Annotated in this window: 19 protein-coding genes; 8 read left to right on the forward strand and 11 right to left on the reverse strand. The window is 48.2% G+C overall.

What is annotated here, in order from left to right:
• A partial coding sequence (locus F6Q11_RS02985) for a CARDB domain-containing protein (protein ID WP_297026223.1) occupies positions 1-2167 on the forward strand: 2167 nt, incomplete at its 5' end.
• A 20-nt stretch (positions 2168-2187) separates the two neighbouring features.
• On the opposite strand, the gene argS is transcribed toward F6Q11_RS02985, so the two are convergent.
• Genes argS through aroB form a run of 5 tightly spaced genes read right to left on the reverse strand, consistent with a single transcriptional unit; the run spans position 2188 to position 7740 of the window.
• Positions 2188-3828 carry an arginine--tRNA ligase gene (gene argS / locus F6Q11_RS02990; RefSeq protein ID WP_297026224.1) on the reverse strand — a complete coding sequence of 547 codons (1641 nt, stop codon included), beginning with the start codon at positions 3826-3828 and terminating at the stop codon, positions 2188-2190.
• 27 nt (positions 3829-3855) lie between these two features.
• A complete protein-coding gene (locus F6Q11_RS02995; protein WP_297026225.1) occupies positions 3856-5088 on the reverse strand; it encodes a 3-phosphoshikimate 1-carboxyvinyltransferase in 1233 nt (410 codons plus the stop codon).
• Positions 5078-5884 carry a shikimate kinase gene (locus tag F6Q11_RS03000; protein ID WP_297026226.1) on the reverse strand — a complete coding sequence of 269 codons (807 nt, stop codon included), beginning with the start codon at positions 5882-5884 and terminating at the stop codon, positions 5078-5080. The genes F6Q11_RS02995 and F6Q11_RS03000 overlap by 11 nt, the downstream gene beginning before the upstream one ends.
• Positions 5865-6671, reverse strand: coding sequence for a shikimate dehydrogenase (locus F6Q11_RS03005; protein ID WP_297026227.1), 807 nt, complete (start codon positions 6669-6671; stop codon positions 5865-5867). The genes F6Q11_RS03000 and F6Q11_RS03005 overlap by 20 nt, the downstream gene beginning before the upstream one ends.
• Entirely contained in the window at positions 6658-7740 is a 1083-nt protein-coding gene (aroB, locus tag F6Q11_RS03010; protein ID WP_297026228.1) for a 3-dehydroquinate synthase, read from the reverse strand. The genes F6Q11_RS03005 and aroB overlap by 14 nt, the downstream gene beginning before the upstream one ends.
• Positions 7741-7907: 167 nt before the next feature.
• On the opposite strand from aroB, the gene F6Q11_RS03015 reads away from it, so the two are divergent.
• Positions 7908-9749 (forward strand): glycoside hydrolase family 15 protein, encoded by a 1842-nt coding sequence (locus F6Q11_RS03015; protein WP_297026229.1) that lies wholly within the window; start codon positions 7908-7910, stop codon positions 9747-9749.
• Between the two features lie 2 nt (positions 9750-9751).
• Here F6Q11_RS03015 and F6Q11_RS03020 read toward each other — a convergent pair whose 3' ends face one another.
• On the reverse strand, positions 9752-10768 hold the full coding sequence (locus F6Q11_RS03020) for an aldo/keto reductase (protein WP_297026230.1): 1017 nt from the start codon (positions 10766-10768) through the stop codon (positions 9752-9754).
• Between the two features lie 103 nt (positions 10769-10871).
• On the reverse strand, positions 10872-12548 hold the full coding sequence (locus tag F6Q11_RS03025) for a radical SAM protein (protein WP_297026231.1): 1677 nt from the start codon (positions 12546-12548) through the stop codon (positions 10872-10874).
• A gap of 267 nt (positions 12549-12815) precedes the next feature.
• Between F6Q11_RS03025 and F6Q11_RS03030 the strand changes: the two genes are divergently transcribed.
• The 3 genes from F6Q11_RS03030 to F6Q11_RS03040 all read left to right on the forward strand — a co-directional run bounded on the left by F6Q11_RS03030 (position 12816) and on the right by F6Q11_RS03040 (position 15680).
• On the forward strand, positions 12816-13220 hold the full coding sequence (locus tag F6Q11_RS03030; protein WP_297026232.1) for a DUF1936 domain-containing protein: 405 nt from the start codon (positions 12816-12818) through the stop codon (positions 13218-13220).
• 155 nt (positions 13221-13375) lie between these two features.
• Positions 13376-13702, forward strand: coding sequence for an SCP2 sterol-binding domain-containing protein (locus F6Q11_RS03035; RefSeq protein ID WP_297026233.1), 327 nt, complete (start codon positions 13376-13378; stop codon positions 13700-13702).
• Between the two features lie 4 nt (positions 13703-13706).
• Positions 13707-15680, forward strand: a complete 1974-nt coding sequence (locus F6Q11_RS03040; RefSeq protein WP_297026234.1) for a 3-hydroxyacyl-CoA dehydrogenase/enoyl-CoA hydratase family protein — start codon at positions 13707-13709, stop codon at positions 15678-15680.
• Here the strand turns inward: F6Q11_RS03040 and F6Q11_RS03045 are convergent, their stop codons facing one another.
• On the reverse strand, positions 15681-17273 hold the full coding sequence (locus tag F6Q11_RS03045; protein ID WP_297026235.1) for a fatty acid--CoA ligase: 1593 nt from the start codon (positions 17271-17273) through the stop codon (positions 15681-15683).
• A 158-nt stretch (positions 17274-17431) separates the two neighbouring features.
• On the opposite strand from F6Q11_RS03045, the gene F6Q11_RS03050 reads away from it, so the two are divergent.
• Positions 17432-17830, forward strand: a complete 399-nt coding sequence (locus F6Q11_RS03050; protein WP_297026236.1) for a PaaI family thioesterase — start codon at positions 17432-17434, stop codon at positions 17828-17830.
• A gap of 23 nt (positions 17831-17853) precedes the next feature.
• Here the strand turns inward: F6Q11_RS03050 and F6Q11_RS03055 are convergent, their stop codons facing one another.
• Genes F6Q11_RS03055 through F6Q11_RS03065 form a run of 3 tightly spaced genes read right to left on the reverse strand, consistent with a single transcriptional unit; the run spans position 17854 to position 21165 of the window.
• Positions 17854-18867: an acyl-CoA dehydrogenase family protein gene (locus F6Q11_RS03055; RefSeq protein ID WP_297026237.1), complete on the reverse strand. Its 1014-nt coding sequence runs from the start codon at positions 18865-18867 to the stop codon at positions 17854-17856.
• Positions 18864-19973, reverse strand: coding sequence for an acyl-CoA dehydrogenase family protein (locus F6Q11_RS03060; RefSeq protein ID WP_297026238.1), 1110 nt, complete (start codon positions 19971-19973; stop codon positions 18864-18866). The genes F6Q11_RS03055 and F6Q11_RS03060 overlap by 4 nt, the downstream gene beginning before the upstream one ends.
• Before the next feature lies 1 nt (position 19974).
• The gene (locus F6Q11_RS03065) at positions 19975-21165 is read right to left on the reverse strand and encodes an acetyl-CoA C-acetyltransferase (protein WP_297026239.1); all 1191 of its coding nucleotides are present in this window, start codon (positions 21163-21165) and stop codon (positions 19975-19977) included.
• Between the two features lie 315 nt (positions 21166-21480).
• Here F6Q11_RS03065 and F6Q11_RS03070 point away from each other — a divergent pair, with 315 nt between their 5' ends.
• The gene (locus F6Q11_RS03070; RefSeq protein WP_297026240.1) at positions 21481-22602 is read left to right on the forward strand and encodes a DEAD/DEAH box helicase; all 1122 of its coding nucleotides are present in this window, start codon (positions 21481-21483) and stop codon (positions 22600-22602) included.
• Positions 22603-22736: 134 nt separating this feature from the next.
• A complete protein-coding gene (locus F6Q11_RS03075; protein ID WP_297026241.1) occupies positions 22737-24938 on the forward strand; it encodes a glycoside hydrolase family 31 protein in 2202 nt (733 codons plus the stop codon).
• The last annotated feature ends 44 nt before the right edge of the window (positions 24939-24982 follow it).

The following is a 24982-nucleotide window of genomic DNA, read 5'->3' on the forward strand; positions in this document are numbered from 1 at the left end:
CTATACGGTTTCTCATTTCACAAACGGTTCATTTGCCATTTATGCGCCATCAACAGATATAATACTGGTTGAATCGCCTGGATACTGGCCGTATTTTTTCACATCTGCCCAAAACCATCATACGATAAATTTGACCAAGGACGTTTCAAATGTATACTATAACTACAGCATAAGCCAGAACCTTCAGATGCTTTACCAGAATATAACATTCCAGCTCAACAATGGAACGGCGATTCCCAATTATTTTGCAAATTCCAGCGTAGGATCGCTCTACTGGCAGATGCTGTTTGACCATATAACATCAGCACAGCTAATCAGATACTTCTATGGTCTTGCACAGAACTACACATCCGGGACTTTCATGGTCAATGGTGTGTACTACAGCATAACTGGATCGCCAAAGGTGACTGTTTACAGCACGCCTGACTCGATCAAAGCCTACGTCAACGCTACATACACAAACATGTCGTCTGTTTCAGGCCTCAGCACAATAGACGTCTACGTATACGGCACACAGAACACGCCAGGTTCAATACAGTACAACTTCAACGTGACCTACCATAACAGTAGCCTGGCCGTATCATCCTCAAATGTGCCTCTGATATCATCTTACAAGTATGTGAAGATCTCGCCGCTCTCAAGCAACACCATGGTGAAGTTGAAGCTTTCACCGGTGCAGAAACCCATCGTCTCGAACAATTCGTACACGCTTTATTGGAAGAACATGGTATCGGATAACTACGTGCTGAACGACAACGCATCAAACGCCTATTACGTTGTACCATTGAATCAGACCGTATACCTCAATGCTTCCACCGCTTACTTCAATCCTGTGACGAACTCCAATGATTATGCGCAAGCCAACTTCACATGGAGCATAAACGGCACCACGGAATACAGTTATAACGTTTCCTACAAGTTCTATGATCAGGTTAACAAGGTCAGTGTCAGAGTTGTGAGCCCGTCAGGAGGTGTAGCGTACTCGAACTTCACCGTCATCGGGCTGAGCAACAGCACTGTGCCAGCGGTGAAGTTCTCCGCTTCGTTAAACGGCAGGACTATATCATCTACAAAGAATTACTACGTCTCTAACAACACATACCTGATCTCGCTCAGCGTGCCGCAGTCGGCAAGCGTCAGCTACAGTTTCTATGGATCTTCTCTGAAAGCTGATTCTTACAATGTCTTCCTGATGTACAGCTGGCATTTCCCAGGGCAGACCTTCATAGGGCAGAATGTGTCCTACGCGTTCCAGCACCCCAGCATAGCCCCAGGATACCTGAACCAGTATGCATACGCCAACATCACAACTGAAGTTGGAAATGTTACGCATGTCATATTCCACGTCTACGTGAACGATACAACGCCTCCATCCGCAACTTTCTTCATGATGTACAACGGTACTTACATAAAGAACCCGATAGCCGGAAAGAGCATAGTGCTCAGCGCCAACAATACAACGGATCCATATTATCCATTCTCGGATCTGAAATTCCAGTGGAAGATTGAATACGTTAACGGTACCGTGGCTCAGCCATCATCAACAACGTACACCAACATGACGGCATTGAACATGTCATATGCTATAATCCAGTTCAACACCGTAAACAGCATGATAATATCTCTGAACGTGACAAACCCGTCTGGAATATCTGGCTACTACAACAAGACTGTGTCAATGGTTGTCCAGAGCCCAAGGCTGGTTGTCAAATCCATATACTCACCTAAGGCTGCATACCAGGGTTCTTCATCAAAGGTGTACGTGAACGTCTCCAATCTAGGGACAATAAATGCATATGACGTCAATGTAACACTTTACGTCAACGGCAAGGTTGTAGGAAGCACAACGGTGAGCGAGATAAAGGCAGGATCATATTACAATGCAACTGTCACATGGGTACCACCAACCTCTGGAAAGATCTCTCTCTATGCAACCGCGGAAGTTGGTAATGAGCCTTCAGCCTTTGTAACCGCAGGAGCATTAACGCAGACGGTTAGCGTCAACCCACCTGCTTACAGAACACCGCTTATAGTTGTATCGGTCATCGTAGTGCTCGTTGTGATCGTCTACGTCTACTACAGGATCAGATCTGGTGGCGGAAAGACGACGCAGAAGGCCGTGCAGCCCAAGACAGAACTTCCAAAACAGCAGCAGAAGAAGAAATAAATATAATTTTTATAAAATTTTTACATCTGATCAAGCATTCTTATTCCTATGAGGCTCCCTGCATCGGAGAGTATCTGCCTGTAAGCCTTTACTATCCTGATCCTTCTTGAATAGGTCATTGGATCCGTCCCTATGACCCTGCATGCGCCATAGAAGTCATTGAATTTCTGGACAAGCGATATCAGGTACGTTGCTATCAGATCCGGTTTCAGGTCAAGTGCTGCATCCATAAGATAGTATGGATAAACATACATGGCCTTGACGAGTTCCGCCTCCTCAGGATCCATGTTAAAATCGTACTTATCCCCAGGTTCCTCTGCCTTCTCAAGTATGCTTGTTGCCCTGGCATGCGAATACATTATGAATGGTGCAGAATTTGCCTCAAAGTTAAGCGCTTCGTCCCACCTGAAGGTTATTGCTTTCGGCGCGCTCACCCTTATTATGCTGTACCTTACCGCAGAGGTGGCTATTACCTCCGCTATCTTCCTGCGGTCATCCTCCGAGAGATCTGGCCTCTTCTCGTTCACTATTTTCAGTGCCTCTTCATACGTCCTGTCAACAAGGTCCTGTAGCGTGACTATGTTCCCGCGCCTCGTGGACATCTTCCCCGTTTCCAGCGTTATGAAGCTGTAGTACATGAAGGATATGCGGTTCTCCAGCTTCAGCATCTGCTTCAGTACATGATCAAGGGACTTAGCATGGTCCTTGTGATCCTCACCGAGCACGTCTATGATCCATTCGCTGTTCTCTGCCTTGAAGAGATGGTAGGCGATATCCCTTGCGAAGTATAGCGTTGTTCCATCCTTCCTGGTCAAAAATATCTTCTTTCCAGGTATCTCGATATACCTTGCTCCATCTTCTTCCTTCGTCTGGAGCATATCTATTATCTTCTTTACACTGCCATCACGCAGGAGATCGGATTCCCAGTCGAACTCATCGAACTCAATGCCTATCCGCTTCAGGGTCGAGGCTATACCATCCAGCATAACGCCTGCGATCTTTCTCAGAGTCTCGTACACCTCCGGATCGGCGTTCTCGTACCTCTCTATGTTTCTTTCTATCTCCTTTTCGATGCTCGGATCTGTTTCCATTTCACGGTAGATCCTCTGGTAGTTCTCAAGCAGGTTATCTATGGTTATTGGGCCGCCATACCTGATATAAGCCGTGTAAAGGGATATCATTTGCTTCCCTGAATCGTTCACGAAGTACTGCCTGGTCGTTCTGTACCCATACCTGGTGAGTATCCTGTAAACAGAATCTCCGATTATGGAGTTTCTGGCACGTCCAATGTGAAGTGGTCCGGTCGGGTTGGCGCTTGTGTGTTCAACGCTGACCCGATCAGCTTCCTGGAACACATCCGGATAAATCCCCTTCTTCTCTATGGATTCGATGACCTCCCTGAGCATGTAGGATCTTTTTATCCAGACGTTGATGTAACCGCCTTCTGATACGGCCTTTTCAACGTATTCTTTGCCGGATATCGATCCAACGATCTCATCGATGATCCCCTCTCCACCGTCCGGCGATTTGAGGATCCTGAATATCCTTACCGTTATATCGGAATGACCTGTATCATCTAAATATACATCATTCTCCGATATCCTGAATTTTTCATTCACGATCTCGTATATGGCCTTCCTCAGATCCTGAAAAAGAAGCATGCGTGTTAATCAACACCGCATATAAAATTAATTTGATTCGCTTATATTGGCGAATCTTGATAGTTCTTTGAAGAAGCCGGGGAAGCTCTTGGATACCTTTGTTTCGTTGTCCACGGTTATTTCTAAGCCTGATACGGCGGCAGCTATGGCCGCACTCATTATCATTCTGTGATCGCTGTAGGAGAGCGTTCCAGGGTTCTTCAGTTCGCCTCTCTTGATGAATAGATCCTTGCCATTGTCTTCGACTATGGCTCCGAACCTGGAGGCCATATCGACCATGCCCTCATAGCGGTTGCTCTCCTTTGTCCTGAGCCTGGCGTAGTTGTCTATCTCCACACCGTAGTCCGAGAATATGCCTATCACGGACAGAGGCGGACAGAGGTCCGGGTTTCGGTCAGCGTCAACGGTTACGCGATCCTTTATGCCGGGCAGTACCCTCACCGTGTCCCTGTCTATTGCTATGTTGTCCTTGAACATGTCCAGCAGGACCGAATCTGGCTGGATCCTGGACATTCGCTTTATGTTGAACCTGATGTCAACATTCTCGGACAGAAGGCCAAGCACTAGGAAGAAGGCAAGGCTCGAGTAATCCGGTTCAACATCTATGGCGGTCTTCCATACTCCAGATGGGTTGATTGTTATGGTCTTCTCGATGTTGACGAAGTAACCCAGATCATACAGCACGCGCTTTGTAATGTAAACGTAGCCAGGGGACCTCATGTTCTTCACGAGGAATTCACCACCACCCTTCTTCGCGTAGTAGAATATCATCGATGATACAAACTGGGAGCTGACCCCATCAACCTCGACATATCTCTTCTTGGATTCTGTCCCGTTGACGTCGTAGAACCCTTCGCTGTTCAGCGTCAGATGGACGTCGTTGGCCTCCAGCGCCTTTATGAGTGGTTCCATCGGCCTCCTTGCCAGGCTAGGATCCCCGGTGACATGCGTTATGCATCCAGCTGAACCGAGCAGCCCGACCGCTATCCTGTACGATGTCGCTGACTCACCAACATAGATCTCCTCCGGGCACCTGAGCGATGGCCTTATCCTGAAGCTGCTGTCACTGACCGTTATGCTGGCGCCAGCCTTCTGCGCTATATCCATGGCTATTGAATCATCACCAGTTATCGTTACATAGTTCAGCGTGACATTCTTGTTAAGGAACGCAGATCCAAGTATGTATCTCTGCGTGAAACTCTTTGACGAGGGGAGCGCAACCGTACCGCTACCACCGGATCCATATATTTTAACTGTCATATTTCCAGTAACGTATTCCCTGGTTGTTTATCTTTGTGACTATCCCGAAACCGATATCCGATCTAGCCTTCAAGGCCGAGTTTCTATCCGGAAATATGCCGAATATTGCGGGGCCCTTTCCGCTCTGTGATGAATAAAGCGCACCTGCCTTCATCATCCTATTCATGAGGCCAAGATCCATCCCGAACATGGAACCATATATCAGGCCGTTCGCAACAGCCGCATCGAATATGCGCCCGCTGAAGGCCAGATCCTCAACTCTGCGTATTGCGTTCCTGTAATGTCCGTCCACCGTCAGCGTACCTGAGGATCGCCTCTCTCCATCTGCGCATACTAGAACAGGCAGTTCCGGTAACCTTCCATGCCTTAGTATCCGCATCTTCCTGTTGTCTGTTAGGCAGTACCCTCCGTACATTGCCTGGCACAGATCGTCCAGCGCCCCGGTAACTGAGAAACCGGACATCTTTGAAACCTCAGCAGATGCCGTAAGTATGGACATGTCATCGAGATCCTTTCCAGAGTACACCACCATGGCCTTTGCCAGTGCTAATATGTATGCACTGCTGCTCTTGAGACCGTAACCAGACGGTATCCTGCTCTCAACGGTGAATCTGAAGCATGTGCTTATTGAGAGGTACCTGCGCAGATCTTCGCTGATCTTCTTCTCCTGCGAGCATGTACCTTCTCTCACCGTGACCGTCATCGGCACGTCCGTGGAGAATGCACCGCCTATGCCGTCTATGAAGGCGGATATTATAGATATTCCTCCGTGCGTCCTAGATCTTGCGTATTTCATCCAGAGCCTCCAGCGCGTACTTCCTGAACATCTCTTCAGGACTTATTCCGAAGACGAGTTCAAGGGTCCGCAACCCCTGTCCTATGAAAATGTCAATGCCAGAAACGATCTTGCCCCCAGCATTCTCCATCCTCATCAGGAAGGGTGTTCTCATAGGGTTGTAGACCAGATCGATGCCTATGCTGTCGCTTTCGAACCTGACTGTGGAAAACGGATCTCCCTCTCCGAATGTCCCGATCGGGGTGCAGTTGATGTACATGTCATACTCTGAATTTATGTGATCGCATATGTTTATACCAGAAAAAGCCAGGTTTTCCTGGGCTCTTCTAACGTCTCTTGTGAGGACGTCAATGCCTCCTGCACCATGATCCAGGAGGTATCTGATGGCTGTTCTCGCGATACCGCCGGATCCGGCCACGACGGCACGTTTTCCTCTGACATCGATGCCTTTAGCCTTCAGAGCGTACTCAATCCCGAAATAATCCGTATTGTAACCCTTCATAGCACCATCGATCCTTACGACTAGATTAACAGAATGTGTTTCAGTGGCTATGGGATCCATGGAGTCCAGGAATGGTATTACCGAAACCTTATGGGGTATTGTGACGTTGAATGCCCTCAGAAAGCCAGACCTGATCATGAACAGGGGCAGGATGTCACGATGAACATCCATTGCCAGATAAACGGAATCCATGCCAAGATCCTGAAATATACGGTTGTAAACGATCTGTCCTATTGAATGCGATACCGGATGGCCTATGAGGCCGACGATGCTATCTCCGCTCATGCTCCCTGATGAATGTGTTAAGACCATCGCTGATCATTCTATCCGTTACCTTCATAGTTATTATGTTGCCGATCTCAGCCGGCACAGGCATGTTGATGTAGCCCTCAGCCATCTTCTTGTCGTTTGATACGTACCTCAGTATGCTGTTTACCCCTATGTCAGAGATCCGCACCCTCTCTATCTCATAGTTATCAACAAGCCTCATTATCGCATCTATGACCTCTGGCTTCGTGTTCCCGTATTTCTCGCCTATATGTGCTTCAACCATCAGGCCTGTGGCCACCGCGCGCCCATGGCTTATCTGGCCCTTGGATGCTCCCTCTATTCCATGCGCGATCGTGTGCCCGAGGTTCAGTGTCGATCTTATCCCGTTCCTGTCATAGTAATCCCTATTCACAATGTCCGCCTTTATCCTTATGCTCATCTTGACTATATCTGGAGCATGGTCATGAAAGCTGGATAATGAGCACTCCGATACCTTCCTGAACATGTCTCCGCCAGCTATTATGCTGTACTTTATCACCTCACCCATGCCCTCCTTTATCAGTTCAGGTGTGCTCTTCAAGAACTGCAGATCATCGATGATCAGATATGGATTGTAAAATGTACCTATGACGTTCTTGACATCGGAGAAATCGATGCCGTTCTTGCCGCCTATGGAACTGTCAACCTGGGCAAGGAGCGTGGTTGGTACAGCTATCATCCTTATGCCCCTCTTGTACGTGGCCGCCACGAATCCAGCGAGATCGCCGACGGTGCCGCCGCCAACGTATACAAGCAGAGAATTCCTGCTCACCTTCTTCTCCACAAGAACCTTTATTATCCGCTGGTAGTTCCGCAGCGTCTTGAGCGATTCGCCATCGTTCAGCGTCATCTTGATGGTGCTGCTCCCATAATTTTCAAGCGGCGGTATCTTGGACCCGAACATCTCCTCAACGGTCCTGCTTATCATGAAGACGAGGCTGTCGTAGTGGCCAACCTCCTCATTTATGTGGCCTGTAACGTCTTCGCCTACTACCACTGAGATATTCTCGCCGTTCATTGGCAGTACAAATCTCTGAGCATCCACATGCTGTTTATTGTTAAATGGATATAAACTTTATTATAATATTTATATATCAATATAATAAACTTCAATTGCCAGTTGATATCATTTGCTAGTACAGGTGCACGAAGCGCATACGGATCTCGATAATGTTAATATCCCGGATGTAAATACGGAAAGAACTGACTGATATGGCCTTTCATGGTCTTGTTAAATATGATGACATAACTGTTGATGGATATCCAAAAATACAGTATCACGGTTTCATCGGAAACAACAGAACCGCCATGCTTGTGGCGATGAACGGCTACATAGACTGGGGCTGCCTGCCTAACTTCAATTCACCTGCCGTATTCTCGTCGATACTGGACAGGAACAAGGGCGGATATTTTGCGATACATCCGGCGGATACCCGTGACCTTTACGTGGATCAGTATTACAAGGAGCTGACGAATATACTCGTGACGGAATTCATAAGAAACGGAAAGGTCATACTGAGGACCACGGACTTCATGCCGGATTCCGAGTACGGCAAGATAAGCTTTCCCGAGGTGCACAGGTTCATAGAGACATTCTCCGATCCAGTCCGCGTGACCGTTGACTTCAAGCCAACATTCAACTATGCCACGGAAAGGCCTCTTATACAGAGGGTACAGCACGGGTTCATCTTCAGCACGGAGAAGGAAAACATGGGTATATCAACGGAATTCCAGCTGAAGAGGAACGCGGATCACGTCTTTGCCGATGTGGATATGGAGCCGAGGAGCTCTTCATGGATAATTGCACTTTACGGCATACACCATCTCTACAGGCCGACGGATTACAAATCGTATCTCAGGCTGCAGGAGACAACGGACTACTGGAGGAAGTGGGCATCTAATTCATCGTATGCTGGCATGTACCACAGCATAGTCATGCGGTCTGCACTGGCGCTGAAGGTGCTCTTCTACGAGCCAACAGGAATGATGGTTGCCGCACCTACGGCAAGTCTTCCAGAGGCCATTGGCGGTGAGAGAAACTGGGACTACAGGTACACGTGGATAAGGGATACAGCCTACGTGATCGAGGCGCTTGCCGCAATAGGATACAAGAGGGAGGCTGTATCATTCCTGTACGATATGATGGACGTCATATCCAGGGAGAATAAGATAAGAACCATATACAGCATAGACAACTCGGATGATCTTGTTGAGAAGGAGCTGGATTTCGAGGGCTATCGTGGGTCAAGGCCTGTGCGCATAGGCAACAAGGCCGTGGATCAGCTGCAGATAGACCAGTATGGTTCCATCGTGCGCGCCATACACGCAATGGAGAAGGCGGGAGGCGTTGTAAATTCGTATCTCTGGGACTTCGTTGAAGAGATGATGGCAAAGATCGAGTACCTCTGGAAATATCCGGATTCAAGCATATGGGAATTCCGGACAGAGCCCAAGCAATATGTGTATTCCAAGGTCATGTCATGGGCGGCATTCGACAGCGCCATAGCCATCGCCAGAGACCTCGGCCTCACAGCCCCGATAAAGAAATGGAAGGCCATACAGGATGAGATATGGAACGATGTGGTCACGAAGGGCTTTGATAAGGAGACTAACAGTTTTGTCCAGTACTACGGATCGAAGAACGTGGATGCATCCCTTCTCCGCCTGCCCATACTGGGTTTCATACCCGCGAACGATGAGAGATTTGTCGGTACGCTGAAGCGGATAGAGAATGAACTGATGGTTGATGGATACCTCTTCCGCAGATACAGGGAAGACGATGGCCTTAAGGGCGACGAGGGCTCGTTTTTGATGCTTACGTTCTGGTACATCGAGGATCTGATCCTAATGAAGAGGCTCAGGGCTGCCAGATCTGCGCTGGAATCCGTGATAGAGAAGGCAAATCACCTCGGCCTGTATTCGGAAGAAATAGACGAGAAGACAGGTGATTTCCTGGGCAACTTCCCTCAGGCTCTGTCGCATCTGGGCATTATAAGGGTCGCACCGAAGCTGGAAGAAGCCCTTCTGAAGAGGGTATCAAAGATAAACGAGTGATCTCAGGCTTTCAGGCCTGAGGTCAGCTGGTCGATCCTCTTCATGTCATCATCGCTGAGCCTGACGTCAAGCGCAGCGAGGTTCTCGTCCAGGTATTTCTCCCTGGTCACACCCAGCAGCGGTATCATTGGTATCTTCTCCATCTCCGATCTCTTGATGATCCATGCTATGGCAAGCTGGCTACCGGTTATGCCCTTTTCCTTTGCCAAGTCCATAAGGTCCCTGATGATCTTTTCGTTTCTCCTGCTGAACGTTATGAGTTCAGGATAATACGAGGATCTCGATCCTGATTCTGGTGCCTCGAGGTATTTCCCGGCCAGAACGCCTTGGGCCAGTGGTATGTACGCGAGAAGGCCAAGGCCGTGCTTCTTAGCAACGTCAAGCTTGTCCTTCTCTATACCGCGCTGTATTATGTTGTAGGGTTCCTGCATGGAAACAAAGGGATGAAGCCCATATTTTTCCGAAATGTTCATGAAGTCCTCTATATCCCCTGCAGAATGATTGCTTTCTCCAGTGTACCTGACGAGATCCAGATCCACGAGATGACTGAGGGTGCGCATGGTCTCGGTGTGCGGCGTGTTCGGATCCGACCAGTGTATCTGGTACAGATCTACATAATCCATATCGAGCCTTGAGAGGCTTTCCCTTATCTGCCACATTATGTGCTTTCTGGAAAGACCCTCGCCATTCGGAAAGGTTGAGACCGGACCCCTTACCTTCGTTGCAACCACTATCGATTCCCTGTCATATCCTCTAAGCGATCTGCCAAGGATGCGTTCCGAGTTTCCGATGTGATCTATGTGATCCTCGTTCTTTTCCACGCGGCCATGATATATGTTCGCTGTATCAAAGAAGTTCACGCCCGCGTCATAGGCCTTTCTCACTATCTTGTAGAATTCAGCCTCATCAACCATTTCCACTCCATCCAGGTGAAATTTCCCAGATCCAGGTAGATGCCATGTGCCAATGGCAACCTGAGATACAATCGTTCCAGAGTTACCAAGCCTAACATATTTCATAAAAAGTCATAGCTCCATTTATGAAATACTTTATCGAAATTGATCCATGAAAAGAAAGCAGAATGATAAAGTGACTATTAAGAAAATGCTTGAAATCGATGGATTACGCCCTGGCAAACTGAGCCAGTGAGGTGATCTCGTCAGCGCCCTCCACCCCGTATCTCTTCACTTTTTCTATGTCTACGCCGGCCTTCTGTGCCTTCTTCTCTATGAAGTCCATCATCAGCCTGCCGCCGAATGATATGAGACCTCCCGTTGCCAGCTTGAGGAAAGCATTTCCATGGGCATCCCTAAACCCATCTCTGGCAGCCATCTTTGCAAGATGTCTGTAGGAGGCGTAGTATACGGCAAGGCCGTTGACGTCCAGCATGCTTGTGTTGAGCTTCTTTGATTTTATCCTGCCGAGAGGAACGTTAACCAGAGGCGTAACGGTGAACTCGAATGGGCGGCCGTCCACGTAGGAGTTGCTCAACTTGTTAATGAGCGCTATGGTATCCCATAGATCCTCTGGAGTCTCGCCCTCCTGCCCGACCTGTATGGTGAAAGCTGATCTCCAGTAGTTTCTTGTCTCAACAAGGACTCCCTGCCAGACGATGTCCTGCCATGATCCGTCCACGCCTATTCTCAGTGGAAGCGTCTTGTTCGGCATGTGCTTCTTAGCCAGTTCCTCGCTGCCGGTTTCCAGGCCGGTCTGTATGCCTATCCAGTTCCTCGGGCCAGCCCTCAGGATCTTGGATAATTTCTCCATCATTTCCGGATAGCCGGCAGGTATCGATATCCTTCCATGCGTCGGGTTGGATGTCTTGACTCCCGGCACGCTCATTACGGTAGAGAATAATTCGCTCAACGCTTCCTCGTTTGGCTCGAAGAAATGACCATGCTTGTACCCGAATATTTCATCGGAATGCAGCCAGGCATTGTCAACGCCCCCTGCAACGTTGATCTTGATCTCGTCCACGATCATGTTCAGAGGCATGTACCTCAGCGGCCTGAGAGTTACTTCGCAAAAGTCGCAGCCGACACCACAGCCGCGCATCACCTCGACCATTCCCTTCATCGATGGATTTATGATCTCTGGTATATCCTCAAGCCTAGGATACGCTGACTGGGTTATTCCTCTTGCAAGGAATTTCTCATCCTTCTTCAGAACCTTGTGGAAATTATCATCGTAGCTCATGTAGCCGTTGAAGAACATCTGCTTGTCTATATTGTCCTCGGCTACCTGTCTGAAAAGCTCGGCAACCACGTCATCGGTCTCGCCCTGCACGTAATAATCAACCTTGTACTTGTCGATCTCGTCCCTTAATATTGTAAATTCCCAGACACCAGGACCCCCAACGATCAGCTTAGCCTTCTTGCCCTCCCTAGCCTTGTTGACCTTCTCCATCAGGCTGTCCCATTCACGTCTGACCCAGGCATCAAGATCGCCACCAAAAAGCGCATAATAGGACATAGTCGTTGGCCCAAGACCAAGTGGATCCATGGTGGACACGCCAATGACCTCAGTCTTGTCATCCACATATTCGCCCAGATAATCCTCGTCCACAACTACAACACTGTCCCTACCGAAGGCCCTGACAAGCGATGCCTCGATCTTTCGTATTGCGTATGGAGCATATTTGACTATTCCGTTGACATTGGGTGGTTCCGGGCCCTTGAGAAAGCGGTATATTGGGCCAGGAATGGTCTTCCCCGGTGCACATGGAAGGAAATCCAGCAATGGGAAATGTCTGTATTCATAACTAAGGGTAGTGTCAGATACGAGCACGAATCTGGTCATTTTATCTTAATATGTAGACTCTCTTTATTCATAAACTTTTCCTCCAAAAACTGATAAAAATATTTCTGTCTGACATATTTCAATATATGGCTATGTAATCATTTTTAATTGAAAAATATTATATTTAATCATAACATAGCTTGTCAATGAAAGTTCAAAAGATAATGAACTCAAACTTCAAGACTGTTAACTGGAACGCGACCGTCTTCGACGCGGTGTAGATAATGAATGAAAACCATCTCTACGGCCTAGTTGTGAGGGACGATAATGGGAATAGGGTTGCTCAGCGAACGCAGCATAATAAAACGCTTCATTCCAAGGAACAAGAAACCAGACGAGGTACCGGTTAAGCTGGTGATGAGAAAACCAATACCAAAGGTCAGATCCGATTACGATGTTAAGGACGTTGCGGCTTATCTCAGCGAGAACGGTCTCGAGAGATGTGCGGTCGTCGACGACTCCGGGCATGTTGTTGGGATCGTGACGCTTACCGATCTGTCCAGATACCTTTCCAGGGCTTCTATAACCGGCGTTCTTCTTTCCCACAGGACGAAGGATTACCAGCACATATGCCCGAAGTGCGGTGTCGGTATACTTGAACCCGTCTACAATGAGAAAGGTGAAATAAAGGTGTTCAGGTTTTCAAACCCGGCTTGCGACTATGAGGAGTGATAAACCTCAAAATATTTTTTGTGACTTCTTGACGCATGTCTCTCCCTGAGACCACAATCATCTTCACCCATTGTTTTCGATATTACGATATTCCTTGCTAATATGGGCAATATTTAAAGCTAAAAAATTATATTGCTTCAGAGTCTATACATATTATGAGTTCAAAGGATCTCATAAACCAGATGGTAGGAAAGGTTCCGGAAAAAGACATGGCTGACATTGCAAAGACCAGCAAGACCGTGAACATAGAGCTGAGCGATTCCAGTCCGTTCCGGATCGTCATAGGCAACGGGAAGATAGACATAGCAGATGGAAAGGCTGATAAGGCTGATGCGACGGTCAAATGCACCGATCAGGTTCTCAGCGATATAATAACCGGAAAACTGAACGCATTTTCCGCATTCATGAGTGGCAAGGTCACTGTTTCTGGCGATCTCTTCTTTGTGCAGAAGATGATAACTGTTCTCGGAAAGGGGAAGTGAGACCATGGAGATCAACAAGGTAACCGTTATCGGTTCTGGAATAATGGGTCATGGCATAGCTGAGGTCATAGCTCTCGCAGGCCTGGACGTCAACATTGAGGACGTTTCCAACGAGATACTTGAGAAGGCTAGGAATTCCATAAGCGCCAGCCTGGACAGGCTTGTGAACTCAGGAAAGCTGAAGAACAAGGATGAGGTTCTTTCAAGAATACACTACTTCACGGACATACCGGCATCGGTTAAGGACGCAGATCTGGTCATAGAGGCCGTTCCTGAAGTACTGGAGATAAAGAGGAGCGTTTTCGATCAGCTCGATAAGAGCACAAAGGACACGGCGATACTTGCGACAAACACATCGAACATAAGGCTTACGGAGATCGCTGAAGGCATAACGAAGAAGGGCAAGGTTGTGGGCATGCACTTCTTCAACCCACCGGTCGTATTGAAGTTAGTTGAGGTCATAAGGAGCCAGTACACCGAGGACGAAGTATTTGAAACCGTTTACGAGTTTTCGAAGAGGATAGGGAAAACGCCGATAAAGGTCTACAAGGACACACCGGGTTTCGTTGTCAACAGGATAAACGCTCCGGAATCGCTTTACTTCTGCCTAGTCATAGACAAAGGTCTGGCCAAGCCGGAGGAGGTGGACAGGTTTGCGCGTTCGCAGGGTCTCCCAATGGGGCCATACGAACTCATGGACTACGTGGGCATCGATACGGTTTACCATTCCTTGCAGTACTATGCAAAGGAGCTATCGCCCGACTACTCCAAGTGTCAGGTCTACACTAAGCTCTTCAACGATAAGAAGCTGGGGCTTAAGACAGGGGAAGGCTTCTACAAATGGGTGAATGGGAAGGCGCAGATCCCGGAGGCAAAGCCGACAAAAGCAGTAGAGCTCATGGATATCTTTGCGCTGGAGATAAACGAGGCTGTCAAGATAATCGAGGAAGGAGTTGCATCGCCTGACGATATCGAAACGGGTGTGAAGCTCGGAATGAACAGACCGTTCGGTCCGATAACCGTGGCGAAGGGGCTTACGAATGCCGAGGTAAAAAGCAAGCTTGAGGCGCTCTACCAGAAGTTTGGCGTGGAAGTTTTCAGGCCAGCAAAGTCCATAGCAGAGGGGAAACTGAAAACGGTCATATCCATGCAGATCGCTCCATCAAAACCAGAGGAGAAGAAGGTGGAGGCAGCTTACGTGTCATCCAGCGACCCGGTAATAATGGAGACGAAGGGGAAGATCGCAGTTCTCCGCATAAACAACACGAAGAACAACCTGATCAACGCTGCAGTCATGGATGGATTGGAAAAGGCGCTGACCGATCTATGGAACAACCGGGAGATATCTGTGGTCATAATCACCGGAAACGGGCCCGTGTTCTCGGCAGGCGCACAGCTGGACTCATTCTTCAGCAGCACATTTGACTTCATGGAGTTCGCACGGCGTGGTGAACGTGTTTATAAACTCCTCAGCGAGATACCAAAGGTGACCATAGCAGAGATGAAGGGCTACACGCTTGGCGGTGGGTTCGAGATGGCCCTGGCCTGCGACATAAGGGTGGCTACGGATGATGTCCAGATAGGATTCCCAGAGGTCACTCTCGGTCTCGTTCCAGGCTGGGGTGGTACGCAGAGGTTGTCGCGCGCTGTTGGTCAGTCCAGGGCCGCCTACTATATACTGACAGGCGAAAGGTTCACCGGCAGGGATGCGTACGAGATGGGCATAGTTTCGAAGATATTCAGCAAGGATACGATAGACTCTGAAACACTGAATCTTGCGCAGACCATAGCCGAGAGGGTTGCCCCAATATCAGCGGCACTTGCGAAGAGGCTCGTCCTCAGGAGCACTAACACCTCGCTGGACGATGGGCTGGAGATGGAGGCCATATCAATGGGGCTTCTATACGGAACGGAGGATCTCAAGGAAGGAATATCGGCCTTCCTTGGAAAGAGAAAGCCAAACTATCAGGGAAAATGATCATTTCTTGATCATTTCCCTTAAAACCTTTTTATCTACCTTTCCAGTGCTTGTTTTTGCGAATTCCTTCACGTTTATGAAATCGTCTGGTATCCAGAACTTTGCGATCCTCCCGGCATTGACCATGTCCATCAGATGCCTGCGGATGTCATCTGGTTTTGCGGTTCCGGTGTAGAATGCCACGGGCCTCTCGCCCCACTTTTCATCCGGCTTTCCGACAACGGCGTTTTCTATGACGCCAGGACATGAACTTATGGCATCCTCGAGCACAAGCGATGGAATGAACTCCCCACCGGATTTCACAGCGTCCTTCTCCCTGTCCACTATGCGTATGTAGCCGTACTCGTCCATGACGGCGAGATCTCCGGTGTGCATCCAGCCACCACGCCATAGGGCCTCAGTGCCTTCATTGTTCTTGACGTATACGCTTGTGAGCCATGGTGCCCTGACAACTATCTCTCCTATTGTCTTCTCGTCCTTCGGCACATCGTTCATCTTGTCATCAACCACACGGAGCTGCACCAGAGGTATGGGAACGCCTGTCTTGAGCCTGAACTTCTTCTTCTCCGTGTCAGGCATCTCCTTTACCCTTTCGTTGTAGGTTGCAAGCGTGAGGATGGGAGCAGTTTCTGAGAGTCCATAACCGGATATGGCGGTTATACCTAGCTTTTCAGCGGCATTAGCGAGTCCCTCTGGAAGTGCACCACCTCCCACAATGGCTCTGATGCCGCGCCCGGCAATTTTCTTCACGTTGGGGTTCGTCACTATAAGGTAGAGTATCGAAGGAACCATTGCTATTACGCTTACGTTGTACCTGTCGATGAGATCGATTATGTGGTCGAAATCGTATCTTCCAGGGAGAACGTAACGCCGGCCTGCCATTATGGACATGTACGGCACGCCCCAGGCGTGCACGTGGAACATCGGAACCAGAGGCATTATGGTGTCCCTTGACGTCAGGTTTATTGGATCGTCACCAAGAGCAAGACCTGAGGAGATAGAATGAAGGACGATCTGCCTGTGCGTGAACTGCACACCTTTCGGTAGGCCCGTCGTCCCGGACGTGTAGAAGGTGGTCGCAAGATCGTTTTCAGATATCTGCGGAAGTTCGATATCCGAATATGATCCCTTCATGAGATCCTCGTAAATATACTTGGGCGAGATCGAATCAGGAATCTGCCCTGTCTCTGAGTAAACGATCCATCCCTTTATGAAATAGAAAGCCTCCCTGTTCTTCGAGAGTATCGGAACGAATTCATCACGAACTATCACGTACTTGTCCTCAGCATGATCCATCGTGTAATATATCAGATCCTGGGGATAACGGACATTAACGGTGTGCAGGACAGCACCAATCATAGGAACGGCAAAGTAAGCTTCCAGATACACATAGGTATCCCAGTCTATGACTGCAACCCTGTCGCCCTTCTTCACGCCGATCGAGATAAGCGCCTTTGCCAGAGTGTAAACGCGCTTTCCGAACTCCTCAAACGTGAATTCTCTCCTGCCAGTGTAATTTATCACCTGTGCAGGATTGGATGATATACCACTCTGTAACAGCTTATCTATGGTAAGTTCGTATTTATACTCCATGTCTTTATATTGCATATCTGGATAATATATTTTCTGTATCTATATGTAGGAATAATCGCATGTTTAAAATATTTAAAAATTAAATATATTATTTTCCTGAGATCTTTTTGGAAAAACGATGATAATAAGTTTTTATTTTGTCCCGGCATTCTGAAACGATGTTTGATGGAGAAGATCTGAAGAAGATATTTGCAATGGACGGTTTTCTCAGGAATATAGAGTTTGATGTGTCATATATTTCGGAGGGATCAATAGAAATAAAGGTCCCGCTGAGGGAGAACCTGATACGTATCGGCGATATAATGAATGGTGGTGCCATAATGGCAATTTCAGACGCCATAGGTGGATTGACCGTGCTCACATACGGGACGGTCATAAATCAGGTCACGGTTAACTTTAGCACGGAATTCATAAGGCAGATAGGTAAGGGGCCGGTGGTATTCAGAAGCAGGATGGTCAGGATCGGCAAGAACATAGCCTATGTTGATGTGGAGGCGCTGGATGGCGATGGCCAGCTGTGTTCAAAATCAATGGGTACCTATTATATATACAGATAAAAAAATAAAAGGTCACGGTATCCTCAGATTATACCGCCCTTCTCTCCCATGACCGTCTGCGAAATTACACCGTTTTCCCAGGAATCATCGCCGAAATATACGGCGAGTGCCATGGCATCCCTGTAGTATTTCTCTATTCCGAAGTCGTGTATGTAGCCGTATCCGCCATGTATCTGCAACGAACTTCTGCTAGCCGTTAGCGCAATATCCTTTGCCTTAACCTTGCATAAGGCCCTTGCATACTCACCCTGATTTCCATATAGATAGAAGCGTATGAGATCTATCTGCGTCCTAGCGTTCACGATTTCGTCGAAGATCGGCGTATAATCCTTCAGCGGATGATCGAATGCGGTTCTGACTTTGGAATAATCGATCGCCTTCTGCATAGTGCCATCAGCGAGGCCGAGGAATATGGAAGCGATCTCGCCATCTGATTTCTTCAATTCCATCCTCAGCTTTTCCTCAGATCCGACCTTCTCATAGGAGGAGGAATCAAAATCGATATCGGACAGATCCATTCCTCGAAGCCCAAGGTGGTTCCTGCTTTCAGCATGCATTCCTGAATTCACGGCATATATATTTGTTCCGTCGCTGACGATGATTGACGAAGCGGTTCCGTTGATCACACCGGTGCGCCTGCCGGTCAGCTTTCCTCCCGTGACCGTGAGCGGGTTAGTTTTGCTCCTGAGGTAATATGGAGATATGTCCACGGTGGCATCGACGCTTCCAGACATTATTCTCTCCTTCTGATCGGTATCAGGGTACAGCTTCAGGTACAGGTTTGTGAGAAATATCCAAGTTGAAACGGATGGCGACGCTTTGGCCGTTTCCTCTAGTATTATCATGTATCCGTTCTCATCGAGGCCCGCACCGCCTTTTTCTGCCGGGAGAGTTGCACCGATGAATCCCTGCCCGGCAATCTTCTCCTTCAACTGCCTCTGTATCCCGTTCAGCTCTATGTCCTTTGATACTGGCTCTATCTCCTTTGTCGCGAACTCCCTCACCGTATTTCTAAGGATCTCGTATTCTTCCATCATTGTGTATCACCCACCTTCAGCATTCTGGCTATGACGAGTTTCTCGATCTCACTGGTACCCTCCCATATCTCCATGATCTTGGCGTCCCTGAACGATCTCTCCATACTCGATGTGAGGCCGTCTACACCGGTGATCTCCATGGCCTTCCTTGATACGTATACAGCGGTTTCCGCAGCATACGCCTTGGCCATGCTGGTGACAGCAGGATTCGGGTTGAAGTTGAATATGAAGGAGGCAGCCTCATAGGTCAGGAGCTTTGCAGCCTCTATCCTGGTGGCCATATCTGCTATTGTGAACTGGACCCTTTCCGGCTGTGATGTCAGAGGCCCATCCTTCTGAAGGATGTTAACGGCCCTCTCGAGTATACCCTCGGCTATGCCAAGGGCCTGTGCTGCGACGTATGCCCTGCTTATATCGAAGAAGGTCATTATGTAGTAGAAGCCCCTGCCGGGTTCTCCAACAAGGTTCTCCTCTGGCACCTTGACGTTCTCCAGGGTAAGCTCAGCCGTATCAGTTGCGCGCACTCCCAGTTTTCCATGTATCTTGTTGGATTTGAAGCCTTCGAAGTTCCTCTCAACTATGAACACGCTCATGCCCTGGTGCTTCTTCTTCTCCACGGAGGTCCTTGCGAGGAGTACGAAGAAATCCGCTATGTCGCCGTTAGTTATGAACATCTTTGATCCGTTGAGGATGTAATGATCGCCTTCCTTAACGGCCGTGGTCTTTATGTTTGCCACATCGCTTCCGCCACCTGGCTCTGTAACTGCCAGGCCCATCTTTGCCTGGCCTGAGAATACCCTGCTCAGGTATTTCTTCTTCTGTTCGTCGTTTCCGAAGAGTGCTATTACTTCATTCCCGAAGAACGGTACCAGCATGGATATCCCCATGCCTGCATCGTACTTGCAGAACGTCTCCGTGGCTACAAGTATGTTCCACGGGTTTGAGTAGTCAAAAACACCTTCGCTCAGCATCTTTCTGACGACCTCATCAGGATATTTTTCCTGAAGATCGTATTTTGACGCAGCCTCCTCCGTGAACTCCCTCCTTGCAAACTCCTCAACCTTTTTCCTGAACTCCTTCTGGGATTCATCAAGTTCGAAATTCATATCAATACCTCTCAAACACGACAGAATAGCCCTGTCCTCCTCCAACACAGAGCGTTGCCACTCCGTAATCCTTCTTCTTCTCATTCATTATACGTGCCAGTGTGCCTGCGATCCTGGCTCCGGTGGCACCTAGTGGATGGCCGATTGCTATGGCGCCTCCATGTACGTTCACGCGATCCTCTTCAATACCAAGCTCTTTCATGGCGTTGAGTACGACGACGGCGAAGGCCTCGTTTATCTCCCACAAATCGATGTCGGATACATCCATCTTCGCCTTTGCAAGCGCACTTCTGGTTGCAGGTACAGGCCCCTCACCCATTATGGATGGATCCACGCCTGCCCACCCGAAGGACACGATACGAGCCATAGGCTTGAGCCCGTATTCCTTGACTTTCTTCTCTGACATAAGGAGTGTCAGCGAGGCGCCAGCGTTTAGCGGTGATGAGTTTCCTGCCGTTATGATGCCATCATCCCTGAAAGCCGGCTTCAGCTTCTTCATTTCCTCAAGGGATGCGTTCTTCCTTATGCTCTGATCAGTATCAATGACCTTCTCCTCACCGTTTATCTCCACCTCGATGGGAACGATCTCGCCCTTGAAGTATCCGTCGTCCAGCGCCTTGGAGGCGAGCTGGTGGCTTCTCAGCGAAAATCTATCCATCTCGTCTCTGCCTATGCCTCTGAGCGCCGCTAGTTTCTCTGCTGTCAGGCCCATCGAGTATCCCGTATTCATGTCATAGTGCATGTATTCAGGCCTCACCATGAGCTTTATGTTGGGTTTCAGGAAGGGGCTGTTTCCCATGGGTACGTGTGTCATGTGCTCATAACCACCGGCCATTACGATCTCGGAATTGCCCGTCATTATCTCCATGGCACCTATTGTTATTGCGTTGAGCGATGAGGAGCACGCTCTGTCTAGGGCCATTCCCGGGACATTGTCTGGCAGATTGGCAAGCAGTATGGGGTGCCGCCCGCCGTATGTCCAGTTTTCGTCCATCTGCAGGGCACAGCCAGTTATCACGTCGTTTATCTCCTCTGGCCTGATCCCTGTCTCATCTATCACCGTATTGATCAGCTTAGCCATGGCTTCATCCATGCGGATAGAGTTGAACACATCCTTCTCCGGATCGTTCGGTCTTGATCTGGAGAATGCAGTTCGTTTGAAATCGACGAGGTATACATTCTCACCATTCATTTCGCATCAATATGAATAAGACGAAGATCCGATATAAATTTATTCTGACAATATTTATATTTATTTGTAATAGCATAGAAAATTAACCAAATATATTTGATATGATCGTTTCGAATACTGCTGATTCGACATAAGATGCCAACGAAGATGACCTGGAAACCACAACAAAGGTCATATATATGTTCATAATATTAGGAAAGCTGAAAGTGCGCAAATGGGATGTTTAAAAATTCAGCATCATGGTTGATACCTTGATCACATCTAAGGTCGTTGATGTTGCTTTTTGTAAATTTGCCATTCGCGGACTTTAGTCGAATGGTTGGAATATATATGTCGAAATTCGAAGACTGCAATATAAAAGAAGATCTGAAAGCGGATCTTAAGAGAATTGGCTTTGTAGATATGACGACTGTACAGGAACAGTCAATGGAACCGGCGCTTGCTGGTAAAGACCTTATAATAAGATCAAAGACAGGATCTGGCAAGACGGCAGCGTATCTTGTGCCGATAATAAACAGCATAGGGCGCGGAAAGAAACCAAGTGCACTGATAATACTGCCGACAAGGGAACTCGCCCTACAGGTGAACGGTGTGGCGGAACGTCTCGGCCGAAGTTCAAGGATAAGGACTGCGGTGATATACGGCGGCGCCTCGATGAGCAGGCAGATAGAGATGCTGGAGAGAGGCACCGATATAATCGTCGGTACACCAGGCAGGATCCTGGATCTCCATGAGAGAGGATTCCTTGATCTTTCGGCGATAAAACATTTCGTTCTGGATGAAGCCGATGTGATGCTGGATATGGGTTTCATCGATGATATAAGGATGATAATGTCATTTCTAAGCGAGAAGAGGCAGACCTTCATACTGTCGGCAACCATGCCAGAAGAGATAATAGGGATGGCCAATGATTTCATGACAGATCCTCAAACGATAATCGTAGGTTCGGATGAGGTGACGGTGAAGGAGATAGACCACTACTACACAGTATCGAAGAGAAACAGGAAGCTTCAGGCTTTGCAGAACTATCTCAAGACATACGGTCCGCAGAAGACGATCATATTCTCCAGGACGAAGGCTGGCACAAAGATGGTGTGTGATTTTCTCCTGAATAGGGGATACAATGCAGTGATGATCAATGGAGACATGAGCCAGAGCCAGAGGGAACGTGCAATGTACCTGTTCAGGAACAGGGCAGATTACCTCGTTGCCACAAATGTGGCTGCACGCGGCATAGACATAAGGGATGTCACGGACATAATCAACTTCGATCTGCCAGATGATCCTAGGGTATACGTGCACAGGGTTGGCAGGACAGCCCGCCTCGGATCCGATGGCCGTGCTTTCAGCATAGTGGAAGAGGGGCAGAAGGACGCGGTGCATCAGATAGAACGCATGGCAAGGGTCAGCCTGAAGCATATAAAACTTCAGGATTGAACATCATTTTCTCTTAAAAACATACTATTAATGTTAGTAAAAAATTAATAAATCCTTATGCTACACACATGATTAGCATGCAGTTGCTCGATGATATCAAGGGTTTTATGAACACCTTTAGTGAAACAATGTTCATGGACGTTATAAATTATTCGCTTACAAGAGATAAATATGATTCCATGTTTCTCCCAAGATCAAAATACAGTGATCTGGGTAAGCTTAACGAAGTCAGGATTCAGGATAACGCGATTCTGGTAAGATTTGATGGATATGATCTCAGGATACAGGGTACGGCAGACGGCATCATTAAGTTCACCTGGACAGACGGGCCAGTGATGCCGGTCGCGGATCCCGAATTCGTAAAGCCTGCACAGGACGGGCAGATGTACAGGATAGGCAATAATACACTTTCACTGGAAAGCGACGGCTTCTCGATAATGGACGGCAGCGGAATAACAATGCATCGAGAATTCTTTCCGGTATTTGCAGAGACCATCACGCATAGCTTTGAGATACATCCAGGGGATATGGTTGCTGGCCTAGGCGAAAGAGCTGCACCGCTCAATATTTCCGGACACGTATTCAGGCTCTGGAACCATGACGCAAACGGATCCTATGGCCCAGACAGCGATCCGCTTTACCTAAACGCACCCGTGATCCTCCACGGGCATGCTGGAAAGTTTACGCTTCTGTTCTATGCAAATGCAGGAGATGCAACTGTGGACGCAGGCTATTCGAATGAGAGGAGGGTATCGTTTTCCTTTAGATCAAAGCCGCTGGCCTATTACATCATAACCGGTAGCCTTGATTCCATATACGAGAAGCTATCACGCATAACTGGAAAGCCTTACAGACCACCTTATTGGGCATTCGAGTTCCAGCAGTCAAGGTACAGCTATATGAATAGCAGAGAGGTCCGTGACCTAGTTGATGGCTTCGTCTCACGCGGAATACCCCTCGGCGCTGTATATCTTGATATAGATTATATGGACAGATTCAAGATGTTCACGTTCGATAATCAGAGGTTTGGAGACATCGGGCAGCTCACGGAATACATGAGGGAAAGAGGCGTAAAACTGATAACCATAATGGAGCCAAGCGTCAAGATGGAACCCGGCTTCGAACTATACGATGAGGGCCTCAGGAATGGCCATTTTGTAAGATATCCGGACGGAAACGTCATGTACGCGCCTGTGTGGCCTGAGATGGCAGCATTCCCGGATTTCACCGACGCAAATACGAGAGAATGGTATGCCTCGAAGTATGACTTCATGCGTTCTATGGGCATATCTGGCTTCTGGCATGATATGAATGAACCGGCCATATTCGTGGCCTGGGGCGACAACACGATGCCAAGATCCGCTGTGCACAGCATTGGACGTCACGAGGAGGTGCATAATCTCTATGGATACTACATGGATAAAGCTGCCTACGATCATTTATCCAGGATTGAGAGGCCTTTCATACTTTCCAGATCTGGATGGGCAGGAATAAGCCAGTACGCATGGATATGGACAGGAGATACGGAGACCTCATGGAAGGAGCTTAAGCAGAATATCCTCACGATACTTCACATGTCGCTCTCAGGAATAACGCTCACTGGTTGTGATATAGGCGGCTTCACCGGATCTCCAACGCCGGAGCTGTTCATCAGATGGCTGCAGGCCTCTCTATTCTTCCCGCTTTACAGAGTACACTCTGATAAGAAGTCAAAGAGGAGGGAACCCTGGGCATTCGGCGATCATGAGAAGGAAGTGATAGACGTCATAAGGTTGAGGCATTCATTCGTTCCACACATATACAGTGAGGCAGTATCGTCATCGGAGAGCGGTGTACCCATACTCAGGCCACTGTTCTGGGTTGAACCGGACAATCCAGTTATGATGACCGTTGACGACGAATACATGATAGGAGACAGCATGATAATAGCGCCAGTTGTGGAAGAGCATGCGGTTGCAAGGAAGATAACGCTTCCTAAGGGCAGGTGGTACAATATCAATGATGACAGGATCGTTGAAGGGAGCTTCACAATGGACGTTGACCTAGGCACAGTTCCCATATTTGTCAGGGAAGGATCGGCAATACTGAGGGAAAACAACGGTATTGAACTGCATCTATATCCAGGGTCGCAGATGAGTAGGCGGGTTTTCTACATCAATAATGGGAATGATGATGCTAGGGTCGAGATCGAGTTTGACGGAGGGAACATAGCAATCAGCCCGCCGAAAGTTCCAGGGATAAAGAGCATCATCATGCACGGATTTTCAGGAGGGGATCTGCTTCTGAATGGAGAAACGATAAAGACAGGAGATGGAGTCATCAATCTTATGCTATGAAGTCCAACTTTAATCATATATGCTCATTTTATTTTTGAACCCTT

Origin of the sequence: Thermoplasma sp. (assembly GCF_008709555.1) — an archaeon.
GTDB lineage: Archaea > Thermoplasmatota > Thermoplasmata > Thermoplasmatales > Thermoplasmataceae > Thermoplasma.

Coding starts and splice junctions, on each gene's coding strand:
- argS (WP_297026224.1), bottom strand. CDS start 3,828: ATGCTTCTTTTTCAGGATCTGAGGAAGGCCATATACGAGATCGTGAAT.
- F6Q11_RS02995 (WP_297026225.1), bottom strand. CDS start 5,088: ATGACAGTTAAAATATATGGATCCGGTGGTAGCGGTACGGTTGCGCTC.
- F6Q11_RS03000 (WP_297026226.1), bottom strand. CDS start 5,884: ATGAAATACGCAAGATCTAGGACGCACGGAGGAATATCTATAATATCC.
- F6Q11_RS03005 (WP_297026227.1), bottom strand. CDS start 6,671: ATGAGCGGAGATAGCATCGTCGGCCTCATAGGCCATCCGGTATCGCAT.
- F6Q11_RS03015 (WP_297026229.1), top strand. CDS start 7,908: ATGGCCTTTCATGGTCTTGTTAAATATGATGACATAACTGTTGATGGA.
- F6Q11_RS03020 (WP_297026230.1), bottom strand. CDS start 10,768: ATGAAATATGTTAGGCTTGGTAACTCTGGAACGATTGTATCTCAGGTT.
- F6Q11_RS03025 (WP_297026231.1), bottom strand. CDS start 12,548: ATGACCAGATTCGTGCTCGTATCTGACACTACCCTTAGTTATGAATAC.
- F6Q11_RS03030 (WP_297026232.1), top strand. CDS start 12,816: ATGGGAATAGGGTTGCTCAGCGAACGCAGCATAATAAAACGCTTCATT.
- F6Q11_RS03035 (WP_297026233.1), top strand. CDS start 13,376: ATGAGTTCAAAGGATCTCATAAACCAGATGGTAGGAAAGGTTCCGGAA.
- F6Q11_RS03040 (WP_297026234.1), top strand. CDS start 13,707: ATGGAGATCAACAAGGTAACCGTTATCGGTTCTGGAATAATGGGTCAT.
- F6Q11_RS03045 (WP_297026235.1), bottom strand. CDS start 17,273: ATGGAGTATAAATACGAACTTACCATAGATAAGCTGTTACAGAGTGGT.
- F6Q11_RS03050 (WP_297026236.1), top strand. CDS start 17,432: ATGTTTGATGGAGAAGATCTGAAGAAGATATTTGCAATGGACGGTTTT.
- F6Q11_RS03055 (WP_297026237.1), bottom strand. CDS start 18,867: ATGATGGAAGAATACGAGATCCTTAGAAATACGGTGAGGGAGTTCGCG.
- F6Q11_RS03060 (WP_297026238.1), bottom strand. CDS start 19,973: ATGAATTTCGAACTTGATGAATCCCAGAAGGAGTTCAGGAAAAAGGTT.
- F6Q11_RS03065 (WP_297026239.1), bottom strand. CDS start 21,165: ATGAATGGTGAGAATGTATACCTCGTCGATTTCAAACGAACTGCATTC.
- F6Q11_RS03070 (WP_297026240.1), top strand. CDS start 21,481: ATGGTTGGAATATATATGTCGAAATTCGAAGACTGCAATATAAAAGAA.
- F6Q11_RS03075 (WP_297026241.1), top strand. CDS start 22,737: ATGGACGTTATAAATTATTCGCTTACAAGAGATAAATATGATTCCATG.